General features: G+C 60.8%; 21 protein-coding genes and 2 pseudogenes. 13 read left to right on the top strand and 10 right to left on the bottom strand.

All coding sequences use genetic code 11. The annotated features are described in order from the left end of the window. Positions 1-192 precede the first annotated feature (192 nt). On the top strand, positions 193-2,829 hold the full coding sequence (locus GIW04_RS06570; protein WP_120248176.1) for an MGH1-like glycoside hydrolase domain-containing protein: 2,637 nt from the start codon (positions 193-195) through the stop codon (positions 2,827-2,829). A 193-nt stretch (positions 2,830-3,022) separates the two neighbouring features. Here GIW04_RS06570 and GIW04_RS06565 read toward each other — a convergent pair whose 3' ends face one another. Then, positions 3,023-3,337 (bottom strand): SCP2 sterol-binding domain-containing protein, encoded by a 315-nt coding sequence (locus GIW04_RS06565; RefSeq protein WP_003191854.1) that lies wholly within the window; start codon positions 3,335-3,337, stop codon positions 3,023-3,025. A gap of 56 nt (positions 3,338-3,393) precedes the next feature. Beyond that, positions 3,394-4,104: a histidine phosphatase family protein gene (locus tag GIW04_RS06560; protein WP_120248175.1), complete on the bottom strand. Its 711-nt coding sequence runs from the start codon at positions 4,102-4,104 to the stop codon at positions 3,394-3,396. Here GIW04_RS06560 and GIW04_RS06555 point away from each other — a divergent pair. Together GIW04_RS06555 and sohB are read left to right on the top strand one after the other, a co-directional pair. Further along, a complete protein-coding gene (locus GIW04_RS06555; protein WP_138183563.1) occupies positions 4,078-4,290 on the top strand; it encodes a hypothetical protein in 213 nt (70 codons plus the stop codon). The genes GIW04_RS06560 and GIW04_RS06555 overlap by 27 nt on opposite strands. Before the next feature lie 8 nt (positions 4,291-4,298). Further along, a complete protein-coding gene (gene sohB, locus GIW04_RS06550; protein WP_032896860.1) occupies positions 4,299-5,324 on the top strand; it encodes a protease SohB in 1,026 nt (341 codons plus the stop codon). A 65-nt stretch (positions 5,325-5,389) separates the two neighbouring features. On the opposite strand, the gene dhaL is transcribed toward sohB, so the two are convergent. From dhaL to GIW04_RS06515, 7 genes are all read right to left on the bottom strand, one after another. Beyond that, a complete protein-coding gene (dhaL, locus tag GIW04_RS06545) occupies positions 5,390-6,034 on the bottom strand; it encodes a dihydroxyacetone kinase subunit DhaL (protein WP_057710418.1) in 645 nt (214 codons plus the stop codon). Between the two features lie 3 nt (positions 6,035-6,037). Then, entirely contained in the window at positions 6,038-7,039 is a 1,002-nt protein-coding gene (locus GIW04_RS06540) for a dihydroxyacetone kinase subunit DhaK (RefSeq protein ID WP_236478948.1), read from the bottom strand. A 150-nt stretch (positions 7,040-7,189) separates the two neighbouring features. Further along, a complete protein-coding gene (locus tag GIW04_RS06535; RefSeq protein ID WP_120248173.1) occupies positions 7,190-8,305 on the bottom strand; it encodes an MDR/zinc-dependent alcohol dehydrogenase-like family protein in 1,116 nt (371 codons plus the stop codon). A gap of 27 nt (positions 8,306-8,332) precedes the next feature. Next, positions 8,333-9,088 carry an SDR family oxidoreductase gene (locus GIW04_RS06530; RefSeq protein WP_003191843.1) on the bottom strand — a complete coding sequence of 252 codons (756 nt, stop codon included), beginning with the start codon at positions 9,086-9,088 and terminating at the stop codon, positions 8,333-8,335. Between the two features lie 130 nt (positions 9,089-9,218). Then, positions 9,219-10,226 carry a substrate-binding domain-containing protein gene (locus GIW04_RS06525; RefSeq protein WP_120248172.1) on the bottom strand — a complete coding sequence of 336 codons (1,008 nt, stop codon included), beginning with the start codon at positions 10,224-10,226 and terminating at the stop codon, positions 9,219-9,221. 34 nt (positions 10,227-10,260) lie between these two features. Beyond that, a complete protein-coding gene (locus tag GIW04_RS06520) occupies positions 10,261-11,238 on the bottom strand; it encodes an ABC transporter permease (protein WP_120248171.1) in 978 nt (325 codons plus the stop codon). Then, positions 11,235-12,722 carry a sugar ABC transporter ATP-binding protein gene (locus tag GIW04_RS06515; RefSeq protein ID WP_120248170.1) on the bottom strand — a complete coding sequence of 496 codons (1,488 nt, stop codon included), beginning with the start codon at positions 12,720-12,722 and terminating at the stop codon, positions 11,235-11,237. The genes GIW04_RS06520 and GIW04_RS06515 overlap by 4 nt, the downstream gene beginning before the upstream one ends. A 262-nt stretch (positions 12,723-12,984) precedes the next feature. Here GIW04_RS06515 and rpiB point away from each other — a divergent pair, with 262 nt between their 5' ends. From rpiB to GIW04_RS06500, 3 genes are all read left to right on the top strand, one after another. Beyond that, positions 12,985-13,446: a ribose 5-phosphate isomerase B gene (gene rpiB, locus GIW04_RS06510; RefSeq protein ID WP_120248169.1), complete on the top strand. Its 462-nt coding sequence runs from the start codon at positions 12,985-12,987 to the stop codon at positions 13,444-13,446. A gap of 63 nt (positions 13,447-13,509) precedes the next feature. Continuing rightward, on the top strand, positions 13,510-14,490 hold the full coding sequence (locus tag GIW04_RS06505; protein ID WP_003191835.1) for a sugar-binding transcriptional regulator: 981 nt from the start codon (positions 13,510-13,512) through the stop codon (positions 14,488-14,490). A 435-nt stretch (positions 14,491-14,925) separates the two neighbouring features. Continuing rightward, a complete protein-coding gene (locus tag GIW04_RS06500; RefSeq protein WP_057710421.1) occupies positions 14,926-16,494 on the top strand; it encodes a TerC family protein in 1,569 nt (522 codons plus the stop codon). Between the two features lie 37 nt (positions 16,495-16,531). Here GIW04_RS06500 and GIW04_RS06495 read toward each other — a convergent pair. Continuing rightward, a pseudogene (locus GIW04_RS06495) lies at positions 16,532-16,804 on the bottom strand (thioredoxin family protein); the annotation flags it as partial. Between the two features lie 326 nt (positions 16,805-17,130). Between GIW04_RS06495 and GIW04_RS06490 the strand changes: the two are divergent. The 7 genes and pseudogenes from GIW04_RS06490 (at position 17,131) to GIW04_RS06460 (ending at position 22,672) form a co-directional block, all read left to right on the top strand. Then, on the top strand, positions 17,131-17,979 hold the full coding sequence (locus GIW04_RS06490) for a transporter substrate-binding domain-containing protein (RefSeq protein WP_003191830.1): 849 nt from the start codon (positions 17,131-17,133) through the stop codon (positions 17,977-17,979). A gap of 52 nt (positions 17,980-18,031) precedes the next feature. Then, positions 18,032-18,696 (top strand): annotated as a pseudogene (locus tag GIW04_RS06485) (amino acid ABC transporter permease). Between the two features lie 12 nt (positions 18,697-18,708). Further along, entirely contained in the window at positions 18,709-19,371 is a 663-nt protein-coding gene (locus GIW04_RS06480; protein WP_120248168.1) for an amino acid ABC transporter permease, read from the top strand. Beyond that, positions 19,368-20,150 carry an amino acid ABC transporter ATP-binding protein gene (locus GIW04_RS06475; RefSeq protein ID WP_020301585.1) on the top strand — a complete coding sequence of 261 codons (783 nt, stop codon included), beginning with the start codon at positions 19,368-19,370 and terminating at the stop codon, positions 20,148-20,150. The genes GIW04_RS06480 and GIW04_RS06475 overlap by 4 nt, the downstream gene beginning before the upstream one ends. Before the next feature lie 15 nt (positions 20,151-20,165). Next, positions 20,166-20,555 (top strand): RidA family protein, encoded by a 390-nt coding sequence (locus GIW04_RS06470; RefSeq protein ID WP_003191822.1) that lies wholly within the window; start codon positions 20,166-20,168, stop codon positions 20,553-20,555. Positions 20,556-20,689: 134 nt separating this feature from the next. Next, positions 20,690-21,454 carry an IclR family transcriptional regulator gene (locus tag GIW04_RS06465; protein ID WP_003191821.1) on the top strand — a complete coding sequence of 255 codons (765 nt, stop codon included), beginning with the start codon at positions 20,690-20,692 and terminating at the stop codon, positions 21,452-21,454. Positions 21,455-21,463: 9 nt separating this feature from the next. Beyond that, a complete protein-coding gene (locus GIW04_RS06460) occupies positions 21,464-22,672 on the top strand; it encodes an amino acid deaminase (RefSeq protein ID WP_034135842.1) in 1,209 nt (402 codons plus the stop codon). Positions 22,673-22,731: the final 59 nt, after the last annotated feature.

Genomic DNA, 22,731 nt, shown 5'->3' with positions numbered 1-22,731 from the left:
AATTCCTGATGACTGGAGCGATGATCGTGGCCTTTGCCCGATTTTGTTGAGCGGCCGGCCGGCTTGCAAACGAAGATTCCTCTGGACTTCATTCTGCAAATGAATGAGTTGGCCCTGCGTCCAAGTCTTCATGTGCACGCGGAGGTCTTGCGCTCTACACTGCGCCTCACTGTGTAGGTGAAGGAGGATCCGATGACGGCCAAACCCGCAACCAACCTGCTGGGCACCCTTGAAGGCCAGCGCCTGGCAACGCAACACGCCGAACGTTGGCGCGAGTGGGGGCCGTACCTGAGTGAACGCCAGTGGGGCACGGTGCGCGAAGACTACAGCGCCGACGGTGACGCCTGGGCCTACTTCCCTCATGAACACGCTCGCAGCCGCGCCTATCGCTGGGGCGAGGACGGGTTGGCCGGTTTCAGTGACAAGGCCCAACGCTGGTGCCTGGGCCTGGCGCTGTGGAACGAGCGCGATGCAATCCTCAAGGAGCGTCTGTTTGGCCTCAACAACGCCGAAGGCAACCACGGTGAAGACGTCAAGGAGCTGTACTTTTTCGTCGATGGCGTACCGAGCCATGCCTACATGCGCATGCTCTACAAATACCCCCATGCGGCCTTTCCGTACGCCGACCTGATCGCCGAAAACGCCCGTCGTGGGCTGGATGATGCCGAGTATGAAATCCTTGATACCGGTGTGTTTGCAGACAACCACTACTGCGACGTCAGTGTCGAATACGTCAAGCATCAGCCCGACGATATTTTCATGCGCGTCACCGTGCAGAACCGTTCGGACCAACCCACACGCCTGCAGGTGCTGCCCCAGCTCTGGGCGCGCAATGACTGGAGCTGGACCTTCGATGCACCCAAGCCCAGCTTGAGGCTGGACGTTGATCGGGTGCTGGCCCGTCATCATGAACTTGATGACCGCTGCCTCAGTGCCTGGGGCCAGGACGGCGTGCAGTGGCTGTTCTGTGAAAACGAAACCAACCAGCCCAAACTGGACGGGCAACCGGCGCCGGGGCCGTTCAAGGATGGCATTAACGATTATGTGGTGGGCGGGGTCGAGTCGGCGATTCGCCGGGACGCGGGCACTAAAGTGGCCGCGCATTTCACCCTTGAACTGGCGGGCCAGGAAAGCAAAACCCTCTACCTGCGCTTTGCGCCTCTGGACGCGCCAGACGTCAATGCACGCAAGCTATTCGAACAGCGCCGCCAGGAGGCCGATGACTTCTACGCGGTCTTGCAACAGGGCATCGCTGATGAAGATGCGCGCAATGTGCAGCGCCAGGCCCTGGCCGGCCTGCTGTGGTCCAAGCAGTTGTACTATTTTGACGTGAACCAGTGGCTCGACGGTGACCCGGCCCAGCCTGCGCCACCGCCCGAGCGCTTGCACATCCGCAATACCCATTGGCGGCATCTGTCCAACTTCGACATCCTGTCCATGCCCGACACCTGGGAATACCCCTGGTACGCCTCCTGGGACCAAGGCTTCCAGGCGGTGGCCATCGCGCTGATCGACCCTGGTTACGCCAAGCAACAGCTGTTGTTGCTGGTAAAGGATCGCTTCATGCACCCCAACGGCCAATTGCCGGCCTACGAATGGCGCTTTGACGACGCCAACCCGCCCGTGCATGCCTGGGCCAGCTGGCGCGTGTATCAGCAGGACAAGGCGCTGACCGGCGTGGGCGACATGGATTTCCTGGAGCGGATCTTTCACAAGCTGCTGTTGAATTTCTCTTGGTGGGTCAACCGCAAGGATGCCGAGGGCCGCAACCTGTTCCAGGGCGGTTTTCTGGGCCTGGACAATATCGCCTTGTTCGACCGCTCGGCCCCGTTGCCGCCGGGCTACCAGTTGGACCAGGCCGACGGCACCGCCTGGGTGGCGGCTTATGCCCTGGACCTGATGCGCATCGGCCTGGAGTTGGCCAAGCGTAATGTGGTGTACGTGGACATTGCCGTGAAGTTTTTCGAGCATTTCCTCTACATCGCCGGCGCCATCAACCGCGTCGATGACAGCGCCGAAGGTTTGTGGGATGAGCAGGACCAGTTTTTCTACGACGTGCTGCACCGCCCTGATGGCCAGAGCGAACCGGTGCGCCTGCGCTCCATCGTCGGGTTAATGCCGCTGTTCGCGGTGCTGGTGCTGGAACAGCGCGAGCACGAAGGCCTGGAAGGCTTGCGCGAGCGCCTGCTGGGTTTTATGCATCATCGGCCGGACCTGGCCAGGCTGGTTTCGCGCTGGACCGAACCGGGGCAGGGCAACCGCCTGTTGCTGGCGCTGCTGCGCGGTGAACGCACCAAGGATTTGCTGCGGCGCATGCTCGATGACCAGGAGTTCTTGTCGGCCTTTGGCGTGCGCGCCCTGTCCAAGGCGTTCGCCGAGCAGCCCCTGGCGCTGAAGATGAATGGCGACACCTTGTGCGCGCGCTACCAGCCGGGTGAATCCGACTCACGCTTGTACGGCGGCAACTCCAATTGGCGCGGGCCGCTGTGGATGCCGGTGAATTACATGCTGATTGAATCGTTGCGCGAGTTTCATCGCTATTACGCGGAGCATTTTTCCGTGGAGTACCCGACGGGCAGTGGGTATCTGGCGTCATTGGAGGAGGTGGCTGACAGCCTCAGCGGGCGGCTGACGCGGTTGTTTCTCAGGGATGAGAACGGTGTGCGGCCGTCGATGGCGGGGTATGCGCAATTGCAGGAGGACCCGGCCAGTCGTGACCTGGTGTTGTTCCATGAATATTTTCATGGGGAGACAGGGCGAGGGTTGGGGGCTTCACACCAGACAGGCTGGAGCGCGTTGGTGGCGTTACTGTTACAACCAAAACCCTGAGCACCCAAGCGGATTCGCTTTTCTGTGGAAGCTGGCTTGCCTGCGATACAGGCGCCGCGGTGTGTCCGGAAAAGGGAGTGGATGCCATCGCAGGCAAGCCAGCTCCCACAGGGGATCTTCATTCACTGCGAGAATGCAGGCAAAAAAAATCCCGCCTGGTGAGGCGGGATCAGCATTCAGGGTTGCCCTTGAATCAGGAAGGGAACAGCTCGCTCAGCTTCATCGCCAGCATCATGTCGCCTTCGGCGCGCAGCTTGCCGCCCATGAACGCCTGCATGCCGTCGGTGGAGCCGTCGACGATGCCTTCCAGGGTTTCGCTGTCCATCACCAGAGTGACCTGAGCGTCAGGGTTTTCGCCTTCTTTGAGTTCGCAGGTCTTGTCCTTGACCACCAGCGAGAAATTCTTGCTGTCGTCGATACGGAAACCGAACACCAGGTCCAAGCCTTCGGCAGCGCTTGGGTTGAATTTGGCTTTCATTGCTTCTACGGCTTTAGCTACGTCAGTCATGGTTTCGATCCTTAAGGGTAGAGTCCAGTGACCTTGGGGTCACGGTTGGCCGCAGTTCATCGGAAAGTGATGAGCTGCGGCGCCTTCAACAGTTGCAAGTGGGCGTGACTGTTGAAGGAAGCCAGTGCCACCTCGCGACCACGGAACTTCAGTTGGTTGAGCGAGGTGTTAACAATTTGCCAGTTCATTTCGAAGGCCTGGGCGGCAGGCATTCGGGTAATCAGGTGGAGCAGGGCGGTGATGGTGCCGCCGGAGGTGAATACGGCGATTTTGTCGGTGTGGTTCGCGGCTTCAAGGATGCGCTGCAAGCCACCCTGGACCCGCTCGACAAACCCCAGCCAGCTTTCCAGCCCCGGCGGATCATAGGTGCCGGCCAGCCAGCGTTCGATGATCAGGGCGAAAATGCGCTGGAACTCGCTGCGGTTCTGCGGGCCATTGCGCAGGATATGCACGGCATTCGGTTCACTGCTGAGCAGGTCGGGCAACAGGCCCCGAATAATCGCTTCGCCGTCGAACTCGTTGAACGCGCTGTCGGTTTCCAGCGCCGGCACCGGCAAACCCAGGGCGCTGTACTGATCGAACGTGGCGCTGGCGGTGTGCTGCTGGCGACGCAGGTCGCCGGCGATGCAGCGGTCAAACGCAATGCCCAGGTCTGCCAGGTGGCGACCGAGCACTTGCGCTTGTTCCACGCCAATGGGCGAGAGGACGTCGTAGTCGTCTTCGCCGAAGGAGGCCTGGCCATGTCGAATCAGATAAATGCTGCCCACGTCCGTTTTCCCGGTACGTTGAAAGTCTGGCGAGGTTATGAGGATGCCTGCGAGCTGTCAATGAAAAAACATACGCTTGTTTTAAAAGCGCGTTGGAGCCCGCCTGCTGGCGGTTTGATCACTGGCTCCTTCGCGGTGGCGTCGGTATGCTGGGGCCATCCGCGCCTGGCGCAGTGCTTTTTTTAAGGAGACATATGGATTTTTTGGCCGAATACGCGAGCTTTCTGGCGAAGACCGTCACCCTGGTGGTCGCTATTCTGGTGGTACTGATCAGCTTTGCAGCCTTGCGCAGTAAAGGTCGTCGTAAATCCGCCGGCCAATTGCAGGTCAGCAAGCTGAATGATTTTTACAAGGGATTGCGCGAGCGCCTGGAGTCGAGCCTGCTCGACAAAGACCAGCTCAAGGCCCTGCGCAAGTCCGAAAGCAAAGCCGAAAAGAAGAAAGACAAGAAGAAGCCCGAGGCCAAGCCACGGGTATTCGTGCTGGATTTCGACGGTGACATCAAGGCCTCGGCCACCGAAAGCCTGCGCCATGAAATCACCGCGCTGCTGAGCCTGGCCACGCCCAAGGATGAAGTGGTGCTGCGCCTGGAAAGCGGCGGCGGCATGGTGCACAGCTATGGCCTGGCCTCTTCGCAATTGGCGCGTATCCGCCAGGCCGGCGTGCCATTGACTGTGTGCATCGACAAAGTGGCGGCCAGCGGCGGCTACATGATGGCGTGCATCGGCGAGAAGATCATCAGCGCTCCCTTCGCCATTCTCGGTTCCATTGGCGTGGTGGCGCAGTTGCCCAACGTCAATCGCCTGCTGAAAAAACACGACATCGACTTTGAAGTGCTGACTGCCGGTGAATACAAGCGCACGCTCACAGTGTTCGGCGAAAACACCGAGAAGGGCCGGGAGAAGTTCCAGGAAGACCTGGACATCACCCACCAACTGTTCAAGAACTTCGTCTCGCGCTACCGCCCACAGTTGGCGATTGACGAGGTGGCTACCGGTGAAGTGTGGCTGGGCGTCGCCGCACTCGACAAGCAACTGGTCGATGAGCTGCAAACCAGCGACGAATACCTGGCCACCAAGGCCAAGACCGCCGAAGTGTTCCACCTGCACTATGCCGAGCGTAAGAGCCTGCAAGAGCGCGTGGGCCTGGCGGCCAGCGGTTCGGTAGACCGGGTGCTGTTGACCTGGTGGAGCCGCTTGACCCAGCAACGGTTCTGGTAACCCAGTACTGAAAACCAGGTAATCCCTTGTCGATCGTTCCCACGCGGAGCGTGGGAACGATCATGTCAGGTCAAACGGGGTTTAATCGAGTCCGCCAATTGCGTAAGGATCAGGCAGCACGACACCGCCCCGGCATCCAGAACGCCGAGGGAACGCTCGCCTAAGCGACTGGCCCGGCCAATCTTGGCCACCAGGTCTTTGGTCGAATCCCGCCCTTGAGAAGCAGCGCTTTTCATCGCATCGAGTGCATCGTTGAACGAAGCCCCCGACGCCTGCGCCCGTTCAAAGGCTTCTACCGCCGGAATCAATGTATCCATCAAGCACTTGTCGCCCACGCCCGCTTCGGTGATGTCCTGCAACGAGGTCAAGCCGCCGCGCAGCAGGTGGGCGAAGGTGGCGGCGTCGATGTCTTCACGGCCGCGCACTTCGTCGGCCATGCCGATAAACAGGCTGCCATACAACGGGCCCATGGAGCCGCCGATGCCTTCCATCAGGCTCAAGGTCAGTTCGTCCAGGGCTTCGGCCAGGGTCAGTTGGCGGCCTTCGATCGTGCGGCCGCAATGGGCAAAGCCCTTGGCCATGTTGATGCCATGGTCGCCATCGCCTATGGCGCCGTCGACTTCGCTGAGGTACTCACGGTTGGCCACGATGACGCGGACCAGGTCGGCGACGATGGCGCTGCCATCATGGGTGGAAAAATGCTGGCTCATGGTTCACTCCGCCTGGGTCATGCCGATGGAGCGGCAGGGTTGGTCGATCAGGGTTTTCAGCACGGCGTCGAGGCCGAGCAGGGTCAAGGTCACGCCCATCATTTCCAGGGAAGTGAAGTAGTTGCCCACGTAGCAACGGTGAATCTTCAAGCCTTTGGCCTGGAGCTGCTTTTCGACCTCGGCGTAGAAAATATACAACTCCATCACCGGCGTGGCGCCAAGGCCAGAGACCAACACCACCAGGCTGTCGTCCTGGCTGAAATCGCGGTCGGCGAGGATCGGCGCGAGCATGCGCTCGGCCATGGCCGCGGCCGGCTCGATCGGGACGACTTCAATGCCCGGTTCGCCATGATGGCCGATACCCAATTCCATCTGGCCGTCGGGAATCTGGAAATTGGGCTTGCCCACCGCGGCGATGGTGCAGGGCGTAAGGCCGATACCAATCGAGCGGCAGTGGTCGACGGTTTTCTGCGCCACCCGAATCACGCCGTCCAGGTCGTAATGCTGGGCAGCGGCGGCACCGCCGATCTTCCACATGAAGATTTCCCCGGCCACGCCGCGACGCTTGGCGATGTCGGCCTTGGGCGCGGACGCCACGTCGTCGTTGGCGACCACCGTGCGGATGCGCATGTCTTTGCTGGCGGCCATTTTCATCGCCAGCTTCACGTTCATGTTGTCGCCCGCGTAGTTGCCATACAGGCAGGCAACGCCTGCACCATGGTCGGCGGCGCGGAAGGCGTCGAAAAAGCTTTTGGCGGTGGGCGAGGAAAAAATCTCGCCGACGGCCACCGCATCCACCAGGCCTGGGCCAACATAGCCGAGGAACGCCGGCTCATGCCCGGAGCCGCCGCCGGTGACAATGCCGACGCGGCCTTGGGCGGATGGCCTGGCCTTGACGATGACCCGTGGGTTGCTCTCGTACTGGCGCAGTTCGGGGTGCGCGACCAGGATGCCGCGCAGCATGTCTTCGACCACTTGGTCGGGATCGTTGATGACTCGATTCATAACGCGGGTTCCTGTTGTTTTTATTAACTGTAGGAGCGAGCTTGCTCGCGAAAAACGCCAACGATGACGCGGGCTGTCTGATTCAGCGTGGCGGCCTTGAGTTCTTCGCGAGCAAGCTCGCTCCTACAGTAAAAGCGGTTGAGTAAACTTTCAGGGTTCGAGCACAACCTTCAGCGAGTTATCGCCGCGCTCCATCACTGCAAACGCTTGCTTGAAATCTGCCAGCGCAAACTTGTGGGTCACCACGTCGCGCATATCGATCTTGCGGTTGCCGATAAAGTCGATGGCCCTGGGGTACATATACGGCCCCAGGTGCGAGCCGAGGATATCCAGCTCCTTGCGGTCACCGATGATCGACCAATCCACCGTGGCCTCGTCATTGAATACGCTGAACTCCACAAAGCGTCCCAGCTTGCGCAGCATCGCCAGGCCCTGGTTCACCGCCTTGTGGTGCCCGGTGGCTTCGATATAAATGTCGCAGCCATAGCCATCGGTGATCTCGCGGATTTTCGCCAGCACATCGACTTCGGCCGGGTTCCACACTTCGTCGGCGCCCAGGCGCAGGGCGAGGGCGGCGCGTTCGGGTTTCATGTCCAGCACGATGAGCTTTTTCGGGTTGCGCAGCCGCACCGCGCCGATAATGCCCAGGCCCAGGGTGCCGGCGCCGGCGACTACCACGATGTCGTCATGGTCGACGTTGGCGCGTTCCGCCGCGTGCAGCGAGCAGGCCAAGGGTTCGATCAGGATCGCTTCATCGGGGGCGATGGATTCCGGCACTTTGTGGATGATGCCTTCCTTGGTGAAGATCATGTACTGGGCCATGGCGCCCTGCACATTGTTCTGAAAGCCATACAGGTCGTGCTTTTGGCACATCCAGTACTGGCCGTGGTTACAGAAGCGGCAGCCCCAGCACGGCACGATCTGCTCGGAGATCACCCGGTCACCCACGGCCACGCCACGCTTCTCGGCGCCTGGTCCAAGGGCGACCACGCGGCACACGAACTCATGGCCGGGGATCATCGGTGGTTTCACGTAGCGCGGTTGCTCGGCATCGCCCCAGAACGACGGCGCGCCGCGATAGGTCTTGATATCGCCCATGCAAATGCCGCACAGCTCGACTTTGGTCAGGATCTCGTCGGGGCCGGGGGTGGGCACGTCGACGGTTTCCAGGCGGTAGTCTTCCGGGCCGTGGCAGACCACAGCCTGCATGGTTTTCGGGATACTCGGGGCGAGTTGTTCAGGTGTGCGTTCGGTGACAGTGGACATGACAAAACCTCACGACATAACGATGAATTACTGAATGCTGTAGCCGCCGTCGATCACCATGTTGGCGCCGGTGATCATCTGCGCGGCATCGCTGAGCAGGTACAGCGCCAGCCCGGCGATTTCTTCCGGCTGGGCAAAGCGACCTGCCGGGATCTGCAATTTGGCCCGCTCACCCACCTCGCCGGCCCAGGCTTTTTTACCCAGGGCGGTTTCGACGATGGTGGGGGAGATAGCATTGACGTTCACCTGCGGCGCCCACTCCATGGCCAATACTTTGGTCATGCCGACGATGGCGGCTTTGCTGGCGCAGTAGGCGACGTGACGGTCCAGGCCAATCACGGCGGCCTGGGACGCCAGGTTGACGATGCGCCCGCTGCCCTGGGCGATCATGTGCCTGGCGCAGGCCTGAGCCATGAAAAAGCTGGCCTTGAGGTTGATGTCCAGGGTGGTGTCCCAGGCGCTTTCGCTGACCTCGATGGCCTTGTCCAGCAGCACCACGCCTGCGCTGTTGATCAGGTAATCCAGGCGTTGGAAGTGTGCGAACACCTTGTCGACGGTCGGTTGTATCTGGTCGATCTTTCCGAGGTCGACGGCAATGCCCAGGTGCCCGGCACCCAGGCTAGCGGCCACCTCGACCACGGCCGGGTCACGGTCCAGCAGCGCCACCCGGGCGCCGCGTTCCGCCAGCAAGGTGGCGCAGGCCAGGCCGATGCCGGCGGCGCCACCGGTGATCACCGCGCAACGGCCGCTGAGGTCGAAGGCTTGGTTCCAGAAACCAGACATGAATGACTCCTCGTTCCCACGCTCTGCGTGGGAATGCCGCGTGGAACGCTCTGCGTTCCGATGTTAAGTGACGCGGAGCGTCACGGGATGCGTTCCCACGCGGAGCGTGGGAACGATCAAAAGCCACTGACTACTTACCGCCGCTGACTTGCTTGTACAGCGCATCCGCATTGGCATTGGTCACCGGCACCCAGGGCAGGATGTAGTTCTTGGCCGTGCCGTCGGCCCATTTCAGGTCCTTGGCATAGCGCTCCCAAATCACCGATTGCGGCTTGTAGTCTTCGCCGGCCAGGGCCCGCAGTGCTACGTCCAGCGCGCCTTGGGACTGGGCCTGGGCGTCCTGCAGGAAGGTGGTGACTTCGTCCTTTTTCGCCGCCTGGATCGCATCCGGCATGCCATCGATGGAGGTGACGGGCACGTCCTTGGAGGTGAGGCCATGGGACTTCAGCGCCTGCACGGCGCCCAGGGCCATGTCGTCGTTCTGAGCGATCACACCGTTGATGCCTTTGGGGTGGGCGTTGAGCCAGTCTTCGGTGAGGGTCATGGCCTGGGCGCGGTCCCAGTTGGCGGTTTTCTTCTCAATGATCTTGATGTCCGGGTGTTTGCCCAGCACTTCCAGTTCGCCCTTTTCCCGGTCGATCTGCGCCGACTGGCCAATCGGGCCCTGGATGATCACCACGTTGCCCTTGCCATTGAGCCTGTCGACCATGGCCTGGGCCTGCAGACGGCCGCCTTCCACGTCGTCGTTACCCACATACGGCACGCTGGCATCGGCTACTTTCGTATTGGAGGCGATGACCACCACGTCGTTGCTCATGGCGGCCTTGACGGTGCCGACGCCGGCCTTGGTATCAATCGGCACGAACAGAATCGCGTCGTAGCGTTGGGTCACCATGTTTTCGATCTGGTTGTTCTGGGTCAGGGCGTCGTAGTTGCCGTCGAACACGGTCAACTGCACGGTGCCATCCTTGACAGCCGGGTGTTCTTTGAGCTCGCGGACCCAGTTCTGCATGAACTGGCCCTTGAGGCCATAGACGGCTGCGCCGATCTTGTAGGTCTTGCCATCGGCTGCCAGGGCAATGCTGCTGGCGAGCAGGGAGAGGGCCGCCGCGGCGGCCAGGGTGGTACCCAGTTTCATAAGTAGAACTCCGGTTATTGTTATGGGTCGTTCTTCAGCGTTTCTTCTTGCGCCATACGTCGATCAGGACTGCGAACACGATGATCAGGCCCTTGGCGACTTGCTGGTAATAGGAGGACACACCGAGCAGGTTGAGGCCGTTGTTGATCACGCCGATCAACAGTGCCCCGAACAAAGTGCCGACAATGCTGCCGGTGCCGCCAGACAAGCTGGTGCCGCCGATCACCACCGCGGCAATCGCGTCCAGCTCATAGGAAACCCCGGCCTGGGGCAGGGCAGAGGTGGTGCGTGCCGACAGCACCACGCCGGCCAACCCGGCGAGCAGGCCCGAGACCACGTACACCGAGAACATCACTTTGCGCACGCCAATGCCGGAGGTGCGCGCGCTTTTTTCATTGCCGCCCACCGCATACACATAACGGCCGTAGGTGGTGTAGCGCAGCACCATCCAGAAAATCAGCGCGACCACGGCGAAGATGATGATCGGCACGCCCACCGGGCCGACCTTGCCGATGCCCAGGGCCAGGTAGGCGTCGGGCAGGTCGGTGATTGGGCTGCCATCGTTGAGGATAAAGGTCATGCCCCGGGCGATGCTGAGCATGCCGAGCGTGGCCACGAACGGCGGGATCGACAGGTTGGCGATCATAAAGCCGTTGACCACCCCGAGCATCGCGCCGGCAAACATCCCCGCGCTGACCGCCGCCAACAGGCCATAACCCTGGGTGGCGACCATGGCGCTGCACAAGCCGGCGAACGCCAGGATCGACCCCACCGACAGGTCGATGCCCTTGGTCAGGATCACATAGGTCATGCCCACGGCGAGAATGCCGTTGATGGAGGTCTGGCGCAGGATGTCCATCCAGTTGCGCCAAGTCATAAAGTATTCGCTGGAAAACGCCATTACCACGCACAGCAGGATAAACACCAGCGGCAGGCCGAAGCGGTCGAGGGACAGGCGCAGGCGGTTACGCGGCGCGGCGGTAACGGGGGCGGCGATGGTTTTGGCATTCATGAGGCAAGACTCAACAAGGCTTCCTGGGAAAGGGCGGTGTCGGTGCTGACGGTGACCAGCCGGCCGCCTTTGAAGACGGCGATGCGATCACTCAAATGCAGCAGCTCCGGGGCTTCCGACGACACCACAATGGCTGCACCGCCGGCCCGCACGAACTGGTCGAGCAGGTGGTAGATCTCCTGTTTGGCGCCTTCGTCGATACCGCGGGTGGGTTCATCGCAGAGCAGGCACACCGGCTCGGTGGACAGGCATTTGGCGAGCACCACCTTTTGCTGGTTGCCGCCGCTCATGGACGCCACCGGCAGCTCCAGGGAGCTGGTCTTGATCTGCAGGCGCTTGACCATGTCTTCGGCCAGTTGCGCTTCCTTGCGTGCGTTGATCAGCGACCAACTCGACAAGCGCTTATAGGCCGACAGTGCAATGTTGGACAGGATGCTGCCGGTCAGTACCAGGCCGCTGTCCTTGCGGTCTTCGGTGACCAGCGACATGCCGGCGTCGATGGTCGCCTTCGGCTGGCCGATGGGCATGGGTTTGCCTTGCAAGGTAACGCTGCCGGAATCCGCCACGGTCAGGCCGTAGATGCAATTGAGGAATTCACTGCGCCCGGAACCCATCAGCCCATAAATGCCGAGGATCTCGCCACGGCGCAGTTGCAGGCTGATGTCGTGGAATTCACCGTTGCGGCTCAGGTTGTCGACTTGCAGGCAGGTGCTGGCCGCACATTCGCGGCCCACCTTGTGGTCGATGCGCGTCAGTTCCTGGCCGACAATGCCGCGCACCAGGTGGTCGCGGTCGATATCGGCCATGCGCCCGCTTTCCACAAAGGCGCCATCACGGAAGATGCTGTAGTCGTCGGCGATCTGCGCCAGTTCGCTCAGTCGATGGGACACGTACACGATGCCGGCACCGCGTGCGGTAAGGCGGCGAATGGCCTTGAACAGGGTTTCGGCCTCGCGCTCGCCGATGGCCGAGGTAGGCTCGTCCATGATCATCACCTGGCAGTCATGGCTGAACGCCTTGGCGATTTCCACCAGTTGCATCTGCGCCACGCTCAAGCGGTGCATGGGGCTGGTGGCGTCGACGTCGAACTCCAGGCTTTCGAGCAGTTCGCGGGTGCGGCGGTTGAGGGCCTTGCTGTCGACGATGCAACCGGCGCGGCGCGGTTCGCGGCCCAGCCAGATGTTTTCGGCGACGGTCATGTAGGGGATGGGTTCCAGCTCCTGGGTGATCATCGCGATTCCGGCGGCCAAGGCGTCACTCGGGCGATTGAACTGCACCGGTGCGCCGTTGAGCAGAATGCTGCCGGCGTCACGTTGGGTGATGCCCATCAGGATGCTCAGGAAGGTCGACTTGCCGGCGCCGTTGCCGCCGCACAGGGCGTGGACGCTGCCGGCGCGCAGAGCAAGGCGCCCGTCACGCAGGGCGGGCACCCCGGCATAAGCCTTGGCGACATGTTCAGCCTGGAGCAGTAATGGCGTGGCCATCGGCGTGTCCTCGTGCTGTGAATTCTTATTAGGTCGCACAGTCATGTTTCGCTGTGATCATATGTTTATCAAATGAAATTCTGATCAGTCAATCTCTTTCACTTAAAAGGTGTGATTCTCATCTGTGAGCCGTTGATTGCTTTTATATAGGGCTTTGACTGGCGGGTCAGCTAAATCTCGCTTGACAGGAAGGGGTGAATGCTTGCGAAATGTGTGAGAGATATTTCACTAAGTGATCATTTGATCAGTGGAGCCAGGCGCCATGAACACACCTTTCCCGGTGGCTATCGGTTGTGATGAAGCGGGTTTTGAGCTCAAAGAGCTGTTGAAGCGCCATATCGAGGGGTTGGGGTACCCGGTGACCGACTTCGGTACTCATTCCATGGCGCCGGTGCTGTACCCAGACATCGCCCTGGCCGTGGCCACGGCCATCAATGCCGGGCAACAGCGCCTAGGTGTGCTGGTGTGCGGCACCGGGATTGGCATGGCCATCTCCGCCAACAAGGTGCTGGGCATTCGTGCGGCCCAGGCCCATGACACCTATTCGGCGGAGCGGGCGCGCAAGAGCAACGATGCGCAAATCCTCTCCATCGGTGCGCGGGTCATCGGCGCGGAGTTGGCCAAAAGTATCGTCAGTGCGTTTTTGGCCTCGGAGTTCGAAGCGGTGCGGTCCGGGGCCAAGGTCGAGCGCATCAATGCGATCGAGCGTGATGGGCATCAGTAGTGGACGGCGCAGGGCAAGAGTCGGGAGAATGCGCCTTTGACGCCGAAACGGAAGCCCGTCCCCATGAGTGACAGTACCCAGCGCATGGCCAGTGATATCGATCAGATGACCGAAGTGGCGATGCTCTATTACCTTGAGAACGTCACTCAGGAGGCCATTGCCAAGCGCTTTGACCTGTCGCGGGCCAAAGTCAGCCGCCTGCTCAAGCGTGCGCGCGATGAAGGGATTGTCGAGGTGCGCGTGTTGCAGCACCCGGCGATGAACAACGAGCTGGAGCGGGCGTTGGTAGAGCGCTTCAAGCTTGACCGCGCCTTGATCGCCGTCGACCACAGCGACCCCGACACCCAGCGCTCGGCGGTCGCCAGCCTGGTGGCCAACTACCTCAACAAGACCCTGGGCGACGGCATGATCGTGGCCGTGGGCATGGGGCGTAACGTCGGCGCGGTGGCCGACAACGTGTTTCTGCCGGTAACCCGCAACTGCACCTTCGTGTGTGCCATCGGCGGTTCGCTCAAGGCCGGCGAATACATGAACCCTGACCACATCTGCCGACGCCTGGCCCTGCGCTTTGGTGGCGAGAGTGAAAGCCTCTACGCTCCGGCGCTGGTGGCCAACCCGGAGCTGCGTGGGGTGCTGATCAACAACGATACGGTGCGTTCGACCCTTGACCGCGCCCGCCGTGCCGATATTGCCCTGATCGGCATCGGCGACATGAGCGAGAACAGCAACATGGTGCGCATGGGCTGGTTCTCGCCCCAGGAAATCGCCCAGGCGCGCCTGTCTGGCACCGTGGGCGACATGATGGGCTATGACTTTATCGACATTCACGGCCAGCCGGCGGTCAACGCCATTCAAGGGCGAGTAATCGGGTTGACGGTGCAGGAGCTGTTTCGCATCCCGGATGTGGTGGCGATTGCCAGTGAAAACACCAAGGCGGCGGCGACTTTGGGGGCGTTGCGCTCGGGGGTGATCAATACGCTGGCCACCACTGTCACCAATGCCCACACCATCTTGGCGCTGGACGATGCCACTCGTAAAACCTGATACAGATCGTTCCCACGCTCCAGCGTGGGAACGCATCCTGTGACGCTCCGCGTCACCCTTGCGCGGGTGGGACGCGGAGCGTCAAAGGCGGCATTCCCACGCGGAGCGTGGGAACGATCAACACCGAGGTGCCTGCATCGCAGGCAAGCCAGCTCCCACAAGTATCGCTGTGCTTCTGATAGGGGCTTACAGGTTTTGTAATAGTTTTGCGCTGTGGGAATTTTGTATTTCAAATGTAGGATTCAAGTCCTTTTGTCATTTCAGGACTTGCATGAACACCCTCTCGGAGCCTCCCAGTCGTCTTTCCCCAAGACCACCGCTGTCGCTGTTTCCGCTCAAACACCCCGTATTCCGTCAACTAACCTTGTCCCGGTCGTACGACCGCACTTTGCCGTGCCTGGCGTTCTGAACACTTTAAAGACAGAGAATTTATAAATGGAATGGTTAGCGGATCCCACGGCCTGGCTCGGCCTTGCGACCTTGATTGTGCTGGAACTGGTGCTGGGTATCGACAACCTGGTGTTTATCGCGATCCTGGCGGACAAGTTGCCGCCGGAGCAGCGTGACCGTGCGCGGTTGATCGGCTTGTCCCTGGCGCTGTTGATGCGCCTGGGCCTGTTGGCGAGTATTTCCTGGTTGGTGACCCTGACCCAGCCGCTGTTCGAGGTGTTCGACAAGAGCTTCTCGGGCCGTGACCTGATCATGCTGTTCGGCGGTATATTCCTGTTGTTCAAGGCCACCATGGAATTGCATGAGCGCCTTGAAGGCCATGTGGCGCAGCACAAGGGCAACGTGGCTTACGCAATGTTCTGGCCGATCGTCGCGCAGATCGTGGTACTGGATGCGGTGTTCTCCCTCGACGCGGTGATTACCGCCGTGGGCATGGTCGACGAGCTGGCGGTGATGATGATCGCGGTGATCGTGTCCATCGGCCTGATGATCGTGGCGAGCAAGCCGCTGACCCGTTTCGTCAATGCGCACCCGACCGTGATCATGCTGTGCCTGGGCTTCTTGATGATGATCGGTTTCGCCCTGACCGCTGAAGGCTTGGGCTTCCATATTCCCAAGGGCTACCTGTACGCGGCCATTGGTTTCTCGATTCTGATCGAGGTGTTCAACCAGATCGCCCGCGCCCGTCGCAAGAAATCGGCACAGGGTGTGTTGCCTGTGCGTGAGCGCACTGCCCATGCGGTGATGCGCTTGTTGGGCGGTCGCAGCCTGGCGGTGGAAGAGGTGGGTGAAGAGGTCGCCGACCTGCTGGGTGAGCCGGATGCTGCGCAGGGCCCGCTGTTTGACCGACGTGAACGGGTGATGATCAGTGGTGTGCTGCAACTGGCCGAGCGGCCGATTCGCACCCTGATGACGCCAAGGGCCAAGGTTGACTGCATTGACCTGGCGGACGACGCCGAGACGATCCGTCTGAAACTGATGCACTCGTCCTACTCGCGCCTGCCGTTGATCCGTAACGGTGCGGTGGATGAGCCCCTGGGTTTTGTGCACAAGAAGGAGTTGCTCAAGGAGTACCTGGCCGGTAACGAGCCGAACCTGGAACACCTGGCGCGTCGGGCGATCAACCTGCTGGAGAGCTTTTCGATCCTCAATGCCCTGGAGCAGATGCGTCAGGAGTCCACCCACATCGCCTTCGTGATCAACGAATTCGGGGACTTCATGGGCGTGTTGAGCATGACGGACATTCTAGAGTCCATCGCCGGTGAATTGCCCGATGCCAGCGAAATCGAAGGGCCGGACATTGTCGAGGACGGCGATGGTTTCCGTGCCAATGGTGCCTTGAACCTTAACCTGGTGCGTCAGCGCACGGGCTTCAAGGCGGTGGCGACTGGGGATTATCAGACCTTGGCGGGTTTGGTGATGAGCCTGCTCGATCGCCTGCCGGTGGTGGGCGATAGCCTGGAGCATGAAGGCTGGCGTTTGACGGTGGCTGAAGTGGAGGAGCGTCGAGTGACACAGGTGCATTTGCGCCCTGGCGCGGGTCATAACGACTGAAGATGTCCTGCACAAACGGCGCTTGCTCTTCCAGAGGGCCGAAGCCTTTGAATTTTTCTACCAGGGCGCCATTCAGGTAGATCAGCAGCGTCGGGGTGCCTGTTACGTCAGGGTGCCTCGGCGTGTGCGCGCAATCGACTACCAGGCTCACGACTCTGGGATGCTTCCAGGCGTGCAGTTCGAACAAGGGCCCTGCCTGCACGCAGGCAGGGCAGTGTTCGGAAACAAACAGAATGAATACCGGGCGTGGTGTGTTCAGTAACCGTTCGAACGCCTTGGCGCTGGAAATTCTGCTCGTTGCAACGCCCATGATGATCCCCCCTTCAAGACGCAATCGTTTTTCCCAACGCTAAGCCCGCAGATGTGTAGCGTCTACTGTCAACCTTCACAGGTCTGCCGTACCGCTGCGACCCATGAGAGTGCGCAGTAACAGCGCTGTGGGGCCTTGAGTAGCAAGCCGTGGCAAAGATGCTGTCACGGCGTGGAATTATTCCAAGCGTTATCTTGCTGATCTCTAACGACTTTCACCCCGGCATATTTTTCCTTCAGGACCTGTGGCACACTTTCTGCTGTCTATTCCGTTGTTACATACCAAGTTCCGGTATAGCGGAATACACAATCCCTGGAGTGCTTGTCATGCATCACCGACCTTCCGTATTCAAAGCGTGTGTTTTTCTCGTCGTTGCATCGGCTTCCCTCGCCAGCGTGGTGCAGGCGGCGGACAGCAAGCTTGATGATGTGCTCAAGCGTGGGCACTTGATCGTAGGTACAGGTAGTACCAATGCGCCGTGGCACTTCCAGGGAGCGGATGGCAAGTTGCAGGGATTTGATATCGACATCGGCCGCATCGTGGCCAAAGGCTTGTTCAATGATCCGAGCAAGGTGGAGTTTGTGGTGCAGTCGTCTGACGCACGTATTCCCAACCTGCTCACCGACAAGGTCGACATGAGCTGCCAGTTCATTACTGTTACCGCCAGCCGTGCGCAGCAGGTGGCTTTTACCCTGCCGTACTACCGCGAAGGCGTCGGCCTGCTGCTGCCCAACAACAGCAAGTACAAGGAAATCGAAGACCTTCAAGCCGCAGGCGATGACGTTACTGTGGCCGTGCTGCAGAACGTGTATGCCGAAGAGCTGGTGCATCAGGCGCTGCCCAAGGCCAAGGTCGACCAGTACGACAGCGTTGACCTGATGTACCAGGCCGTGAACTCAGGCCGCGCCGATGCCGCCGCCACCGACCAGTCCTCGGTCAAATACCTGATGGTGCAGAACCCCGGTCGTTATCGCAGCCCGACTTATGCCTGGAGCCCGCAAACCTACGCCTGCGCGGTCAAGCGCGGCGACCAGGACTGGCTGAATTTCGTCAACACCGCGCTGCATGAAGCCATGACCGGTGTGGAATTTCCCACCTACAAAGCCTCGTTCAAGCAGTGGTTCGGCGTGGACCTGCCAGAGCCGGCGATTGGTTTTCCCGTGGAATTCAAGTGACCCGCAACAATAGGGGCGTGCCTGAACACGCCCCCTTCAGGTGCTGCTGACCATGAACTATCAGTTGAACTTTGCCGCCGTCTGGCGTGATTTCGACACCTTGCTGGCAGGGCTGGGCCTGGGCCTGCAGTTGGCGTTGCTGTCGATCGCCATCGGCTGCGTGATCGGCCTGTTGATGGCGTTTGCCATGCTCTCCAGGCACCGCGCGTTGCGTATTTTTGCCTCGGTGTATGTGACGGTGGTGCGCAATACCCCGATCCTGGTGTTGATCCTGTTGATCTACTTTGCCTTGCCCTCCCTGGGTATTCGCCTGGACAAGATCCCCTCGTTCATCATCACCCTGTCGCTGTATGCCGGTGCCTACCTCACCGAAGTGTTCCGCGCAGGCCTGGTGAATATTCCCAAGGGCTTGCGTGAAGCCGGCCTGGCCATCGGCCTGGGCGAAAATGGCGGATCCGCGCTTACATCACCGTGCCGGTGATGCTGCGCAACGTGCTGCCGGCGCTGTCGAACAACTTTATCTCGCTGTTCAAGGACACCTCCCTGGCCGCTGCGATCGCGGTGCCGGAGCTGACCTATTACGCCCGCAAGATCAACGTCGAAAGCTACCGGGTGATTGAAACCTGGCTGGTCACGACCGCGCTCTACGTGGCTGCCTGTTACCTGATTGCCATGCTGCTCCGTTACCTGGAACAGCGTTTGGCGATCCGTCGTTAAGGAAGGGTTTGCATGTACGAATCCCCCAGTTGGCTGCATGAATTGTGGATCGCCCGCGAAACGCTTTGGGCTGGCTTCCAGGCCAGTGTGGCGGTCTCGGCGCTGGCGATTATCTTTGGCACCCTGATCGGCATCGTCGCCGGGTTGATCCTCACCTACGGCAAATTCTGGATGCGCGCGCCGTTCCGTCTGTATGTCGATTTGATCCGCGGCACGCCGGTGTTTGTGCTGGTGTTGGCGTGTTTCTACATGCTACCGGCCCTGGGCTGGCAGATCAGTGCATTCCAGGCCGGTGCGGTCGGGCTCACCTTGTTCTGTGGCTCCCATGTGTCGGAAATCGTGCGCGGCGCGCTGCAAGCCATTCCCCGTGGGCAAATGGAAGCGGGTAAGGCGATTGGCCTGACGTTTTATCAGTCCCTGGGCTATGTGCTGTTGCCCCAGGCGCTGCGGCAGATTTTGCCGACCTGGGTCAATTCCTCCACGGAAATCGTCAAGGCTTCCACCTTGCTGTCGGTGATCGGCGTGGCGGAATTGCTGCTCAGTACCCAGCAGGTGATCGCGCGCACCTTCATGACCCTGGAGTTCTACCTGTTCGCCGGGTTTCTGTTCTTTGTCATCAACTACGCCATCGAATTATTCGGGCGCTACATTGAAAAGCGGGTGGCCTTGCCATGAATCAAGCTCAAACCAACCCAGCGCTGCTGGACATTCGTGGCCTGCGTAAACAATACGGCCAGGTGGAAGTGCTCAAGGGCGTCGACCTGTCCATGCAGCGCGGCAATGTGGTGACGTTGATCGGATCCAGCGGTTCGGGCAAGACCACTTTGCTGCGCTGCGTGAACCTGCTGGAGGAGTTCCAGGGCGGGCAGATCACCCTGGACGGCGAGTCCATCGGCTACAGCGATGTTGGCGGCAAGCGCGTACGCCACCCGGAGCGGGTGATCGCCCAGCACCGCGCAATGACCGGCATGGCGTTCCAGCAATTCAACCTGTTCCCGCACCTGACCGCGCTGCAGAACGTTACCCTCGGCTTGCTCAAGGTCAAGAAAATGGGCAAGGATGAAGCGGTAGCCCTGGCCGAAAAATGGCTGGACCGCGTCGGCCTGCTGGAGCGCCGCAATCACTTTCCCGGTCAATTGTCCGGCGGCCAGCAACAGCGCGTGGCCATTGCCCGCGCCATCGCCATGAACCCCAGCCTGATGTTGTTCGACGAAGTCACCTCAGCCCTCGACCCCGAGTTGGTGGGCGAAGTGCTCAGCGTGATCAAGGGGCTGGCGGAGGAGGGCATGACCATGTTGTTGGTCACCCACGAAATGCGCTTTGCTTATGAAGTCTCGGACCAGATCGTGTTCATGAACCAGGGCCGCATTGAAGAGCAGGGCAGCGCGAAGGACATCTTCGAACGGCCGCAGTCGCCGCGACTGGCGGAATTTCTCAAGAACATTCGTTTTTAACAAGGAGCAACTTTTATGAGCATTACTCGTTACGGCACCGGCAGCACCGCAGGTGGCGGCCAGCCACGCCCGTTCGCCCGCGCCGTGGAAGCCGATGGCTGGCTGTATGTGTCGGGCCAGGTGCCTGCGGTGGACGGTGAAATCATCAATGGTGGCATCATTGAGCAAACCCGCCAGACGATGCGCAACGTGGTGGCGATCCTCGAAGAAGCCGGCTACGAGCTCAAGGATGTGGTGCGGGTGGGCGTATGGCTGGAAGACCCACGGGACTTCTGGAGTTTCAACAAGGTGTTCGGTGAATACTTCACCCCGGAACACGCCCCGGCGCGCGCCTGCGTGCAGGCCAATATGATGGTCGATTGCAAGGTCGAGATCGATTGCGTGGCCTACAAGAAAAAGGCCTAACTGATCATTCCCACGCTCTGCGTGGGAATACCGCCTTGGACGCTCTGCGTCCGCGCTTGTGACGCAGAGCGTCACCGCATGCATTCCCACGCAGAGCGTGGGAACGATCATCTGGAACGGGACCGAGTACTGCCATGACCGAAGACACCATCAAACGCCGCGCCAAAGGCCTGGACCGTGCGTTCGATATCCTCGATTTTCTCAAGGAAATCGGCCAGCCCCTGCGCCCGAATGATATTGCCAGCGGCATTGGCAGCCCCAAATCCACGGTCTACGAACTGGTGGCGTCGTTGCTGGAGCGGCGCATCCTGGAGACCGTGGGCAAGGACGGCCACGTGTACCTGGGCCGGCAGCTGTATTTCCTCGGCCAGGCACACTTGCGTCACTTCGACCTGACCCGCGAGGCCGACCACGCCTTGCAGGAGATCGTCAGCCAGACCCACGAAACCGCGCAGATGTGCCTGCTCAACGGGCGCAAATACACGGTGGCGCTGATGCGCGAGGGCCAGCGGCATTTCCGTATTTCTTCGGATATTGGCGAAAACGCGCCCATTCCGTGGACCGCCTCGGGGCGCTTGTTGCTAGGGCATTTGAGCGACCAGCAGATCGTCGACCTGATCGACCCCGACGATTTCATCCTGCCGGACGGCCTGCGCCTGCCGCTGGACACGTTCCTGGCGCAGATCCGCCAGGCCAGCCTGGATGGGTTCTTCTCCTTCGACAGCGTGGCTGACACCTTCACCCATTGTTTTGCCGCCCCGGTGCGCGATGCCCAGGGCATCAGCATCGCGACCCTGTGCATCGTCGCCCCCCGGGCCGATGCCAGCAAAAACTACCACGACTATCGCCGGGTACTGATCGACAGTGCCAACAGCCTGGCCCGGCGCATCAACGAATAGGAGTTTTCCATGTCTGCCCTCAACGCCGTTGAAAAAGGTGCCGCCGCCGTCGGTGCTCATTTGGTTCGCGATGTCAGCCTGCCGGCCCTGGTGCTGCACCGTGACGCCCTGGAACATAACATCCGCTGGATGCAGGACTTTGTCCGCAGCAGCGGCGCCGAGCTGGCGCCCCACGGCAAGACCAGCATGATGCCCGCGCTGTTCCAGCGCCAGATCGCCGCCGGTGCCTGGGGCATCACCCTGGCTACCGCCGTGCAGACCCGTGCCGCCTACGCCAGCGGCGTGCGTCGTGTGCTGATGGCCAACCAGTTGGTGGGCGCGCCGAACATGGCCTTGATCGCCGACCTGCTGGCCGATAAGGATTTTGACTTCCATTGCATGGTCGATCACCCGGACAACGTTGCCGACCTGGGCCTGTTCTTCGCCGCCCGTGGCCAGCGCCTCAATGTGATGATCGAGTACGGCGTGGTCGGTGGCCGCTGCGGTTGCCGCAGCGAGCAAGAGGTGCGTGAGCTGGCCAAGGCGATCAAAGCCCAACCGGCATTGGCCCTCACCGGTATCGAGGGTTACGAAGGGGTGATTCACGGCGAGCACGCCATCAGTGGCATTCGCGCCTTCGCCGCCAGCCTGGTGAGCCTGGCGGTCGAGCTGCAAGACAGCGGCCTGTTCGACCTGCCCAAGCCGATCATCACCGCATCGGGCTCGGCCTGGTACGATCTGATCGCCGAGTCGTTCGAGACGCAGAACGCCGCCGGCCGCTTCCTCAGCGTGTTACGCCCTGGCAGTTACGTGGCCCACGACCATGGCATCTACAAAGAAGCGCAGTGCTGCGTACTCGAACGCCGCAGCGACCTCAACGAGGGCCTGCGCCCGGCAATGGAAGTCTGGGCGCACGTGCAGTCGCTGCCGGAGCCTGGTTTTGCGGTGGTTGCCCTGGGCAAGCGCGACGTGGCCTACGACGCCGGTTTGCCGGTGCCACTCAAGCGCTACAAGGCCGGGATCGTGCCTGCGCAAGGGGATGATGTGAGCGGGTGCAAGGTCACGGCGGTGATGGACCAGCATGCGTTCATGACCGTGGCGCCGGGGGTGGAATTGCGCATTGGTGACATTATTTCGTTTGGTACGTCCCACCCTTGCCTGACCTTTGACAAGTGGCAGGTGGGCTGCCTGGTGGATGAGCAGTTGCAGGTGGTTGAGTCTCTGCGTACCTGCTTCTAGACCGCGTCGCGGCTATCACAGGCAAGCCAGCTCCCACATTCGACTGCATTCCTCCAGTT

The sequence above is a fragment of the Pseudomonas sp. PA-4-8C genome, assembly GCF_021606625.1.
In the GTDB taxonomy this organism is placed as follows: domain Bacteria; phylum Pseudomonadota; class Gammaproteobacteria; order Pseudomonadales; family Pseudomonadaceae; genus Aquipseudomonas; species Aquipseudomonas lactis.
This window is presented reverse-complemented; position numbering and strand designations above follow the sequence as displayed.

Excerpts from the sequence above, each read along its gene's own strand:
- GIW04_RS06470 (WP_003191822.1), top strand. The coding sequence starts at position 20,166 with ATGAGCATTACTCGTTACGGCACCGGCAGCACCGCAGGTGGCGGCCAG.
- GIW04_RS06475 (WP_020301585.1), top strand. The coding sequence starts at position 19,368 with ATGAATCAAGCTCAAACCAACCCAGCGCTGCTGGACATTCGTGGCCTG.
- sohB (WP_032896860.1), top strand. The coding sequence starts at position 4,299 with ATGGATTTTTTGGCCGAATACGCGAGCTTTCTGGCGAAGACCGTCACC.
- dhaL (WP_057710418.1), bottom strand. The coding sequence starts at position 6,034 with ATGAGCCAGCATTTTTCCACCCATGATGGCAGCGCCATCGTCGCCGAC.
- GIW04_RS06465 (WP_003191821.1), top strand. The coding sequence starts at position 20,690 with ATGACCGAAGACACCATCAAACGCCGCGCCAAAGGCCTGGACCGTGCG.
- GIW04_RS06565 (WP_003191854.1), bottom strand. The coding sequence starts at position 3,337 with ATGACTGACGTAGCTAAAGCCGTAGAAGCAATGAAAGCCAAATTCAAC.
- GIW04_RS06540 (WP_236478948.1), bottom strand. The coding sequence starts at position 7,039 with ATGAATCGAGTCATCAACGATCCCGACCAAGTGGTCGAAGACATGCTG.
- GIW04_RS06525 (WP_120248172.1), bottom strand. The coding sequence starts at position 10,226 with ATGAAACTGGGTACCACCCTGGCCGCCGCGGCGGCCCTCTCCCTGCTC.
- GIW04_RS06480 (WP_120248168.1), top strand. The coding sequence starts at position 18,709 with ATGTACGAATCCCCCAGTTGGCTGCATGAATTGTGGATCGCCCGCGAA.
- GIW04_RS06555 (WP_138183563.1), top strand. The coding sequence starts at position 4,078 with ATGTCGAATCAGATAAATGCTGCCCACGTCCGTTTTCCCGGTACGTTG.
- GIW04_RS06530 (WP_003191843.1), bottom strand. The coding sequence starts at position 9,088 with ATGTCTGGTTTCTGGAACCAAGCCTTCGACCTCAGCGGCCGTTGCGCG.
- rpiB (WP_120248169.1), top strand. The coding sequence starts at position 12,985 with ATGAACACACCTTTCCCGGTGGCTATCGGTTGTGATGAAGCGGGTTTT.
- GIW04_RS06505 (WP_003191835.1), top strand. The coding sequence starts at position 13,510 with ATGAGTGACAGTACCCAGCGCATGGCCAGTGATATCGATCAGATGACC.
- GIW04_RS06460 (WP_034135842.1), top strand. The coding sequence starts at position 21,464 with ATGTCTGCCCTCAACGCCGTTGAAAAAGGTGCCGCCGCCGTCGGTGCT.
- GIW04_RS06570 (WP_120248176.1), top strand. The coding sequence starts at position 193 with ATGACGGCCAAACCCGCAACCAACCTGCTGGGCACCCTTGAAGGCCAG.
- GIW04_RS06500 (WP_057710421.1), top strand. The coding sequence starts at position 14,926 with ATGGAATGGTTAGCGGATCCCACGGCCTGGCTCGGCCTTGCGACCTTG.
- GIW04_RS06520 (WP_120248171.1), bottom strand. The coding sequence starts at position 11,238 with ATGAATGCCAAAACCATCGCCGCCCCCGTTACCGCCGCGCCGCGTAAC.
- GIW04_RS06515 (WP_120248170.1), bottom strand. The coding sequence starts at position 12,722 with ATGGCCACGCCATTACTGCTCCAGGCTGAACATGTCGCCAAGGCTTAT.
- GIW04_RS06490 (WP_003191830.1), top strand. The coding sequence starts at position 17,131 with ATGCATCACCGACCTTCCGTATTCAAAGCGTGTGTTTTTCTCGTCGTT.
- GIW04_RS06535 (WP_120248173.1), bottom strand. The coding sequence starts at position 8,305 with ATGTCCACTGTCACCGAACGCACACCTGAACAACTCGCCCCGAGTATC.